Annotated in this window: 9 protein-coding genes; 7 read left to right on the plus strand and 2 right to left on the minus strand. The window is 44.5% G+C overall.

What is annotated here, in order from left to right; all coding sequences use genetic code 11:
* Positions 1-138 precede the first annotated feature (138 nt).
* Positions 139-687 carry an RNA 2',3'-cyclic phosphodiesterase gene (gene thpR / locus LZ23_RS18725; RefSeq protein ID WP_045216685.1) on the plus strand — a complete coding sequence of 183 codons (549 nt, stop codon included), beginning with the start codon at positions 139-141 and terminating at the stop codon, positions 685-687.
* A gap of 28 nt (positions 688-715) precedes the next feature.
* On the opposite strand, the gene LZ23_RS22950 is transcribed toward thpR, so the two are convergent.
* The gene (locus LZ23_RS22950) at positions 716-1,180 is read right to left on the minus strand and encodes a hypothetical protein (protein ID WP_052507521.1); all 465 of its coding nucleotides are present in this window, start codon (positions 1,178-1,180) and stop codon (positions 716-718) included.
* 130 nt (positions 1,181-1,310) lie between these two features.
* Here LZ23_RS22950 and LZ23_RS18735 point away from each other — a divergent pair, with 130 nt between their 5' ends.
* Positions 1,311-1,940: an L-threonylcarbamoyladenylate synthase gene (locus LZ23_RS18735; RefSeq protein ID WP_045216687.1), complete on the plus strand. Its 630-nt coding sequence runs from the start codon at positions 1,311-1,313 to the stop codon at positions 1,938-1,940.
* Here LZ23_RS18735 and LZ23_RS18740 read toward each other — a convergent pair.
* Positions 1,935-3,467 carry an SDR family oxidoreductase gene (locus tag LZ23_RS18740; RefSeq protein ID WP_045216688.1) on the minus strand — a complete coding sequence of 511 codons (1,533 nt, stop codon included), beginning with the start codon at positions 3,465-3,467 and terminating at the stop codon, positions 1,935-1,937. The two genes, LZ23_RS18735 and LZ23_RS18740, sit on opposite strands and share 6 nt — an antisense overlap.
* Before the next feature lie 1,137 nt (positions 3,468-4,604).
* Here LZ23_RS18740 and LZ23_RS18745 point away from each other — a divergent pair.
* The 5 genes from LZ23_RS18745 (at position 4,605) to pdxA (ending at position 9,567) form a co-directional block, all read left to right on the plus strand.
* On the plus strand, positions 4,605-5,066 hold the full coding sequence (locus LZ23_RS18745) for an NUDIX domain-containing protein (RefSeq protein WP_045216717.1): 462 nt from the start codon (positions 4,605-4,607) through the stop codon (positions 5,064-5,066).
* 33 nt (positions 5,067-5,099) lie between these two features.
* Entirely contained in the window at positions 5,100-6,008 is a 909-nt protein-coding gene (locus LZ23_RS22955; RefSeq protein WP_052507522.1) for an ROK family protein, read from the plus strand.
* 846 nt (positions 6,009-6,854) lie between these two features.
* Complete coding sequence (glgA, locus tag LZ23_RS18755; RefSeq protein WP_045216690.1) at positions 6,855-8,342, plus strand: glycogen synthase GlgA; 1,488 nt, start codon at positions 6,855-6,857, stop codon at positions 8,340-8,342.
* Between the two features lie 35 nt (positions 8,343-8,377).
* Positions 8,378-8,590 (plus strand): hypothetical protein, encoded by a 213-nt coding sequence (locus LZ23_RS18760; protein ID WP_045216692.1) that lies wholly within the window; start codon positions 8,378-8,380, stop codon positions 8,588-8,590.
* On the plus strand, positions 8,587-9,567 hold the full coding sequence (gene pdxA, locus LZ23_RS18765; RefSeq protein WP_232300544.1) for a 4-hydroxythreonine-4-phosphate dehydrogenase PdxA: 981 nt from the start codon (positions 8,587-8,589) through the stop codon (positions 9,565-9,567). The genes LZ23_RS18760 and pdxA overlap by 4 nt, the downstream gene beginning before the upstream one ends.
* Positions 9,568-9,932 lie beyond the last annotated feature (365 nt).

The following is a 9,932-nucleotide window of genomic DNA, read 5'->3' on the forward strand; positions in this document are numbered from 1 at the left end:
TGAAGGCTGAAGACTGAAGGTTGAAGGTTGAAGGTTGAAGTTTTGGGATTTTGGGCATTATTTCTCGTATATATGGTTAAAATTTTTTTGTTTTATGCTACAAAATTGAAGCGATAAGTTACTAAAGTATAATTTTTTATGAGACTTTTTATTGGCATTGCTTTGCCTGAGATATATCAGGAAATATTGTCCAAGATAAGAGAAGAGTGGGCTAAGAGGTTCAAATCAAGAATGATTTGGACCAGGCCGGGTAACTGGCATCTGACCTTGAAGTTTATTGGAGAGGTGGATAATACAAGTGTTCTTCAAGTAGTCCGGTTTATTAAGGGTTTTCAGATAGAGAATGTCTGGCTCAAAGGGTTGAACGTGGGATTTTTTGGTGCAAAAGGTCAATACAGGGTTGCCTGGCTGGGCCTTGAGGAGCAGGACGTCAGGCTACAAAAAATTGCCGCTGTTATCGACCAGGAATTGAGTATACATGGCTTTGTCAGTGAGAAAAAGCCATTTATAAGTCATTTAACTCTTTTTAGAGTGAAAAGGTTTGTCAAATCTGATCCCTGGTCAGATTTTGCCGAATTGGTGGGAAAAATGCAGTGGCCATGGTTCCGGGCGGATAAACTTACCCTGTGGAAAAGCACCCTGACACCGGAAGGCCCAATATACAGTATTCAGGCAGAATCCCCATAAGATATTGGAGTCTTCCGGCGTTGTCGCGTCAGGTAAGATAATCTCCACGGTTGATTTTAATTTCCTCGGTGGCAGTCATTACTTCCAGTTCCTGGAGTATGGATTTTACTTCGGGACGCTGATTTTCAAAGGAAGATGAATTTTTCACATCTTTGATGCCCTGGGAAATATTCTGCAGATGATTGTAAACCTGCTTCAGGTTTGAGTCAGGTGAGTCCATGTCAGCGGCATAATTTTCCCACATGTTCAAAAGGCTGTCCATCTTATTCATAAGCGACGGTTCCCGTTGTTGTGAGGTTATGAGTGAACTGCTAAGAATCTGGCTCTGCTGGAGCAGATCTAACCTGGCTGAAGGCGAGGAAGCCTGACCAGCCATATGATCTTTGGCAATCTCGTTTTCCAGCATCTTTCCAAATTCGTTATTCGTTCTGTTGGTCTGGACGTTTTTGTTTTCACGGACGACCTGGTTAATTTGTTCTGGATTGATTTTCATAATGTCTCCTTGGTGGAAAAAATTTCCCATGAAAACTATCTTACATAATCTATGAGCAACTTTCCTGCCAAAAGGTTACCGGTTACAATTAACGAGTCTGTCACTTTTCTTACCTATATATCGGCAAAGCATGAAAAAAGTTAACATTACCTCGGACGTTAATCAAGCTGCACAATTCCTGGCTGACAGCGGCGTAATTGTATTCCCCACAGAGACATTTTTTGCACTGGGAGGCTTGGGTATAAGTATTCCCACAGTGCAAAGAGTGGCAGCCATAAAGTCCAGGCCTGACAACAAACCATTGCCTCTCGTGGCAGGTTCATTCGAACAGGTCCAGATGGCTGTAGAGCTAAGCCCTGACGAGATAAAGCTGGGCAGGCAATTCTGGCCTGGTCCTCTTTCCATTTTGACCAGGGCTCGAACAAAAGTACCTCTGGGTATAAAGGATGGTCAAGGGCTGGTGTCCATTCGGGTTACCCCTCATCCTGATGCAGCCAGGCTGTGTTTAAAGGCAGGTTTTCCGCTGATTGCCACCAGTGCCAACTTGAGTGGGGGCCCGTCTTGCGCGGATGTGGAATTATTAGATCCTGTAATTATGAGCAAGGCAGACTTGATATTTTCCACCAGCAATACCCCACCCGGAGGCAAAGCATCAACATTAGTCAGGATGATTGGCCCTGATACACTCAAGGTATACAGGGCCGGTGCAATGTCTTCAGACGAGCTTGAACGCAAAGGATGGAAAGTTCAAAGTTTATAGCCTGCAGGTCGTTGATGAATCCTGAGCAGGTTCAGGCCCGGAAATTATTTTTATTCCTGAACTCAGGGCAATTTTTTCCAGCATGCCTTTAAAAAGCCAGTTGTGGGCAGGGGTCAGGCTATTCCAATAAGCAAGCCCCAGCAATCCTTTGGGGTAAAATCTGGCTCTCTGGACAAGGAGGCAATTCTGTCCGTCAGGAAACAACTCAAATTCCAGTATGGCCTGGCCTGGAACTTTCATTTCCGCCAGCAGTCTGAGCTGTTCAAATTTTTTTACTTTTATGACTCTCCAGAAATCAACCGTATCTCCATAGCGCAGTTCATTCTGGACTCTTCTGCCTGCCCTGTAACCGCTTCCTCCGAGAACCTTGTCCGCCATACCGCGGATGCGCCACAGAAAATCAGCAAAGTACCATCCTTTTTTTCCACCAATACTTTCAATGCCCGGCCATACTTTTTCAGGAGGTGCGGCAAGTTTGACCTGAAAGGATATCTCATAAATGGTACCACCTGAGTATTTAGAATCAGAGCAGGCTACCCATTCCGGTATGTTTACTTCTCCTGCATCAGTCCAGCAGGTATCTACCTCTTCTTTTTCAACATTGGCCAGAGCTCTGGAAATTGCTTCTCTGCATGACAGCAGTGTTTGAGGAATGATTTTTTGAATCCGGTTTTCATGGCAAACGACAGTATTACGCAGGCCCTCCGCGAGAGGAACTGCAATGGATGACGGGACCGGGGTTACAAGGTGAATCCAGTATGAGCTCAGCTTGGGCGAGAGGACTGGAACCGGAACAATAAGTCTTGGAGGCAGACCGGCTTCCTCACAATATATATTGAACAGTTCGGAATAGCTCAGGACATCAGGTCCACCTATTTCAAAGGTCTGTCCAAAAGTATCGGGATGGTCAAGACAACCGCTAAGATAGCCCAGAACATTGGTTATTGCTATGGGCTGACTTTTGGTATGTACCCATTTGGGCGTAATCATCACCGGCAGCCTTTCAACAAGATAACGCATGACTTCAAAGGAAGCGCTGCCAGCACCGAGAATCATGGCTGCTTTTAGAAAAGTAACTGGAACCGGACCGCTTTGCAGGATTTCACCAACTTCAAGGCGTGACTTCAGGTGATGACTAAGGTCTTTACCTTGATCTCCAAGTCCGCCAAGATAAATTATCTGCCTTAAAGATGACTGGGATGCGGCTTTGACCATATTACGTGCGGCAATTCTGTCTTTTGAGGCAAAGTCGCCCTGGCCCTTGGGAGAAGGTCCCATTGAGTGAACTAAATAATATACTGCAATGCAATCCTTGCAGGCGCTGCTTAGACTTTTCTGATCCAGCACATCAACAGCTACAGGTTCAAAATCAGGATGAACAGCATAGTGCCTGCATGTCAGTTTATCAGGTTTTCTGGCTCCTGCTCTTACCCGGTAACCCTGCTCAAGCAGCATAGGTACCAGTCTGCCTCCGACATAACCGCTGGCTCCAAGGACCAGAACTGTTTTTTTGGAGTTTTGACTCATAAAAAATCCTCATTATAAGGTTAAAAGTTTGGCCCCCGGGGAATAATCCTGCAACGAAAAAAAATGGTAACAGTTTAGCCATTTTGTATGTGGCACTGGACTTTTGCCTTGAGAAGGCTTTGAGTTATTTGTAAGCTCCTCACCTGGCGGACCAGGACCGAACCTATGAGTAACTTATACCCCTCGTTCCCAGGCTCCAGCCTGGGGGCGTTTAGTTCTTGCGGCTCCAGCCGCTTCTTAATATCAAAACCTGGATTCCGGCTTTCGCCGGAATGACGATAATGAGCTTCACTTTGCTTTAACCGTCACCCCGGACTTGATCCGGGGTCCAGTTTTTTTGAAGTTATTTGTAAGCTCCTCACCCAGGCGGCCCGGGACCGAACCTGTGAGTAACTTGAAATAGCCTTAGCGCGAGATTGCTTCGCTTCGCTCGCAACAAGGATCGCCGCGCTCGAAGACTCGCTCGCAATGACACCTGAGCTGTCAGGGATGTAGTTGCTGAAAACTTGTCATCCACGAGGGAGCTTAAGCGACCGAAGCAATCTGTAAGGTAAAACCATAATGCTTTGAATTTATTAATAATTTGGTTTTAGTTACTCGTAAGAAGAAGTAATGGTAAAAAGATATCAGCCCCAGATGGATACTGTATGAGTTTTGCTTTTGAGTTTATGCCTGGTTCAAAAAATTGAACTGTTTGTAAAGTCATACCGCGTATTGTCTGACAGGTAGTTCAAAAAATTGTACTTTGCAGGTGAGGGTATCTGACAAAACCCTTGAAAAATGGGGCTTCTATGATTTGTTAAAATTGGCCTGCTTATTGCTATGTATTATACTAAGTTTCTTCCTCCTTTTGCAAAAGCCGGCTGAACTGTTCGGGTGAACAGTTCAGCCGGTTTTTTTTTAATCTTTAATCCTGGACCTCGACAAGTTCAGGGTTCAGGATTAAAGCAAGTTCTAACTCTTTCTCCCCCCCCGTGTGAGGCGCTAATAAATGGCTCATTTTAAATATCGGTTGTTGATTATGTGGGGGCAGGAGCTCTTTCAACAGTATGCTGTGGTTTCTCAGTTTGTTTGAATGGACCACACGGATAAAGAAAATTACAATTAACATATAAACAAATGGTAAACAAGGCTGTTATGACTTACTTCAAGGCTTGTCCCAATTGTCAGAATCAGATTGAGGTATACAGAAACCCGGTCCCAACTGTGGATATTATTATTTTTTCATCTCCTGATAGAGTTGTTCTTATTGAAAGAACCAACTATCCTTATGGCTGGGCTTTGCCAGGTGGATTTGTAGATTACGGCGAAACCGCTGAAAATGCTGCAATACGTGAGGCAAAGGAGGAAACCGGGCTTGACGTTGTTTTGACAGGTTTGCTGGGAGTGTATTCCCATCCTGCAAGAGATCCAAGATCTCACACATTGAGCGTTGTGTATACTGCATACTCTCTTGATATTGAAAAGATGAGAGCAGGCGATGATGCCGGCAAGGCAATGCTTTGTAATTGGCACAATCTACCAGAGCTTGCCTTTGATCATTATGAGATTATTATGGATTTTAAATTTCAGCGCAAAAGACTTGAGAAAATGAGTTGATACTTAAGCATTAAACTAACACAGAGAAATATAATGTACATATGTATAGACCTTGGCGGAAGCAATATTCGCGGTACCTGGATTAAAAGTGACGGTACATCTGGCAGTCCTGTGACCATGAAACGACCCAAAACTCTGACAGACACAAAAGAATCACTATGCAGCCTGGTTACTGCAATACAGAAACAATGCTCAGATGAAGTACAAAAATTTGGACTGGCCAGTGCCGGGCCTATGGATTTTGAAAAGGGTGTATATCTTAGTCCAACAAATATGCCTGAACTCAAAGGATTTGATTTAAAAGGTTTTATATCTGAATCTTTTGGCAAGGATGTAATTCTTGAAAATGATGCTCAGGCAGCTGCTTTGGGAGAAGTTTACAGGGGTTGCTTGAGAGGAAAGCAAAACGCTCTTTTTTTTACTCTTGGTACTGGTCTTGGTTCGGGCGTGGTTATGGATGGAACTTTATGGAAGGGTAAGGTTCCGGCTGGACCAGAGCTAGGTCATATATATCTCGGACCTGGCAGAAGGATCAGATGTGGTTGCGGTCAGGTAGGGTGTGCGGAAACCTGGCTCAACTCTAAGGCATTGCTGGATATGGCCAGGCAACGATTGCCTGTAACCGGCCTGAGAGACCTTGATCCATATCTGAATGATTTCCATGATAATGCTATTAAAGTAATGGAAGACTATGGACATCGGCTTGGACTTTTTCTAAGTCAGATGGTCAGTATTTTCGGAATTGGCAATATTGGGCTCGGGGGTGGCATAAGCAGGATGGCGGATTATTTTCTGCCTGCAGCAAGGCGTACTCTTGAGCACAGGCTAAATAGGCGTGACTGGCTTCTCCCCAGGGTAATCCGCAGTTCTTCAGATCCTGACATGAGTGCTTTATGGGGTATGTGCGCCCTGATGATTCAAAATCATAACAACACCACTTGAGGAAGACGAACATTACGCATTTTTGAAAACTGTAAATTTTGTATCTGTTTAGCGCTTTGCATGTGGCATGGCTTCCTGCCCGGAGGCATACAGCCCGGAGGGGGACTGGCTCTTCCGGGACCCACTTGTCCCAAAAAATGAGATATTTTAAGCACAAAATGATGTTCAAGTGGGTCCCGGAGTGCCTGTCCCCTGCTTTCCTTAAAAGCGCTAAACAGATACTAAATTTTAATTGTAAAGCATAGCTATTTTGGTGTTTAAACCCGATTGTGACGGCTTGGCTCGGGATTGTCCCCAACTGACTTTTCAGAAACGCGTAACGCACCCCGAGGAAGTGTTGATCTTTAAATAGCCAGCCAACCCATCCCAGTGACAAATTTGTCTTTTACATGAGTTTGTCTTGATTTTTTTTTAAATTTAGGGTTAATTCCTGCTTTCTGCAGACGAATTAAAAAAGGAAAACCTTGTTTGAGGTTAACAGTATGCATCCCTATTGTTTTTTTTCAACCCCCATTGTCTGCTGGATCATGTAAATGGTCACACAAATTGTATCTATTCACCATGTTGTGAGGACAGCCTGCATCCTGAGTGGTTGTCTTTTGCTGCAAACTCCCAGCATGAGCCCGTAAGTCAAAACCAGTAATTCATTCAAGCAGCCGAGAGACCGTCTTCATATCCTTGCTTTTGACTAACGGACTAAGAGCTGGTCAAACAGGCAGCAATGGCGAAAGCCAACCAGGATGCAGGCTTTACGCAAAAGTGAAAAAATGTGGTAAACAGTTACCACAAATTTTGAAAAACAGATATCTGATTATTTAATTACATTTTACTTTTTGTTGAGGAAATATGGATTTTAAGCCAAGTATTTGTTTTGTAGCATCAGAAATTTATCCCTTTTCCAAAACAGGCGGTCTGGCCGATGTGATGGGGGTACTGCCTTTGACCCTGCATCAAATGGGCTATGATGTCAGTGTGATCACGCCGCTTTATGGCAGAATAGCCACCAGTGAATTCAGTCCCAATCTTGTTTATGAAGATCTGAATGTCGGTTATCCATGGCCCGATATAAGTGCTGATATCTTCAGAGCCAGCTTTTACGGCATGCCTGTCTATTTTATTGATCGTGGTGAATATTTTGACCGCCGCTATTATTATTGTACTTACAAAGGTGATTACTTTGACAATTGTGAGCGGTTTATCTTTTTTTGCAGGGCAGCCATGGCTTTGATGAAAAAAATGGGTACAGCCCCGGACATAGTTCATTCACATGACTGGCATGCAGCGCTCATGAACTCTTATATTTACTATCAGAAAAGAGTAGATTCTTTCTGGGCTGATACGTCCACTGTCTTTACTATCCACAATCTTGCCTTCCAAGGGAGATTTTCTGTTCGTCTTTTTTGGGATTGCGGCCTGCCCTATGAAGCCTGGAATCCTGACGGTGTTGAATATTATGACAGCTTCAATCTTCTCAAAGGAGGTATTGCCCACGCAGATGTAGTGACAACGGTCAGCCCATCCTATGCAGGAGAAATTGTAACTGCAGAGTTTGGCTGCGGGCTGGAGGGTATTCTGCAGCAAAAAAGTGATAATCTTGTGGGTATACTCAATGGAGCTGATTACAACGTATGGAATCCAGCACAGGACAAGTTTCTTGAGGCTAACTATTCAGCAGAGAACCCAGAAGGTAAGAAGGTTTGCAAAGCTGATCTTATTGCCAGTCTTTGCCTTCCGGAAAGATTGGTAGAAAGACCTGTCCTTGGCTTTATTGGTCGTTTGAGAAGTCAGAAAGGTATTGATCTTCTTCTTGATATTATTCCTGATCTTGTCAGAAAAGATGTGGGTCTGGTAGTCCTTGGTGAGGGTGATGCTGAATATGAGGCTCAGCTGGTCAACCTGGTGGAGCTTTATCCAGATCATGTGTCTGGGATTGTTGGATACACCGAAGAAATGGCCCACAAGATTCAGGCAGGTGCGGATATTTTTCTCATGCCCTCAAGGTATGAGCCCTGCGGACTGACTCAGATGTACAGTCTGCGATTTGGCACTCCACCAATAGCAACGGCAGTAGGGGGACTCAAAGATACCATAACCCCATACCCGAACAAAGATGCCAATGGATTTATCTTTAATGAACCTACTTCATCAGGCCTGCTTGAATCCATAGAGGAAGCCTTAGAAGTTTTTAATAACCCTATAGAATGGGAAGAGCTCAAGCTTCGAGGTATGAGAACTGATTTTTCCTGGGTCAATTCTGCAAAAATTTATATTGAAACCTACAGGAAAATGAAAGAACCTGTCGTAAAAGGCATTGTCTCAGCGGTGACGAAATAACTCTACACAAAATAAGTTGGCAGGAGATAAGTAACATGAAAATGAAAGAAATCAGGGCCATTGCCAGAGAAATTGATATAAAGATCCCTGTAACATTGTCCAAAATTGAGGCTGTGCGTCTTATTCAGCGAACAGAGGGTAATTTTGACTGCTTTGCCCGAGCTGCTGATGGCTTTTGCGATCAGGATGGTTGTATATTTCTGGAAGACTGCCTTATACTGTCCCCAAAGCAAAACAAGGCTAAGTGACTGTAGTTGCCTATTCCATGGGAGATCCGGCCGGCCTGGGGCCGGAATTGCTGTGTATTGCTGAAATACGCCGATTATTGTCCGACAACTCTCTTATCATCATTGGTTCAGAAGATATCCTGCGACTGCATTGCCGCAACCTTGGCAGACCAATTTTCTGGAATCTGATTGATCATCCTTGTCATGCGTTGCAGAGGGATCCTGGTATTTATCTTTACGAACCGGCTGCTTCAAAGGAACAGCAATTTGTGCCCGGCAAAGGAAGCATGTCTACCGGATTGTATGCAGGGCAGACCCTTCAAGCCGCGTGTGAAATCCTTAAAAGCGGATATGCCGATGCCCTGGTCACAGGTCCTCTGAACAAGGCGTTCATGCTTGATGCCGGGTTCAGATATGGAGGGCATACAGAATTTCTTGCGGATTATTTTGGAGTCGATCCAGACAGGGTTTGTATGCATTTATGCGGTGAACGTCTAAGGGTCAGCTTAGTCACAACCCACCCGCCAATTGCCAGGGTTCCTGGTCTTATTTCCAAAGATAAAATCTTAAACTGCCTGGTCCTTACGGCAGATTTTATTTTAAAGCTTGGTCTTGACCAGCCTGTAGCTGTGTGCGGCCTGAACCCTCACGCTGGTGAACAGGGCAAGATAGGTCATGAGGAAGCAGCCATCATTGAGCCAGCCATCAAAGCGGCTCAGAACCAGGGTATTAAAGTGCAGGGTCCTTTTCCAGCGGATACAGTATTTGGCAAGGCGTATAATGGTCAATTTTCTGCTGTACTTGCCATGTATCACGATCAGGGACTTGCGCCTTTGAAGCTTGTGGAGTTTGGCAGGTCAGTCAATGTAACCCTGGGGCTGCCCATAATACGTACCTCTGTAGATCATGGAACAGGATATGATATTGCCGGCACTTATGCAGCTGATACCACAAGCTTAATCAGAGCTTTTGAACTTGCTCTGAAGCTTGCGGCTTAATTCTGAAGTGCAGTGTTTGGCTATTGTTTTCTTGTTAGCTCCTCACCTGGGCGGACCCGGGGCCGAGCTTGTGAGTAACTGTCTTTAAAGTGGAGCCTGCATCCTGCAGGCTAATTCATTCCAGGCGGCTGGAAGCCGCCTCCACCTTGAAGAACAGTCCCATATTTGGAAATTGGGACAGTCCCCGCGAGGTACTATAAAAAAGATTGATGCTCCATTGGTTCCTGGTAGAAATTTGTTTTAATGGAAAAATTTACACAGCGAGGGACAGTCCCTGTGCCAGGCGTAAAGCTCTCATCTTTGACGGAACTTTTCTGGCAATTGAGAATCAATCATATGTAAAAATCGTAAGAATAAGAAAATTG

Source organism: Desulfonatronovibrio magnus (genome assembly GCF_000934755.1).
GTDB lineage: Bacteria > Desulfobacterota > Desulfovibrionia > Desulfovibrionales > Desulfonatronovibrionaceae > Desulfonatronovibrio > Desulfonatronovibrio magnus.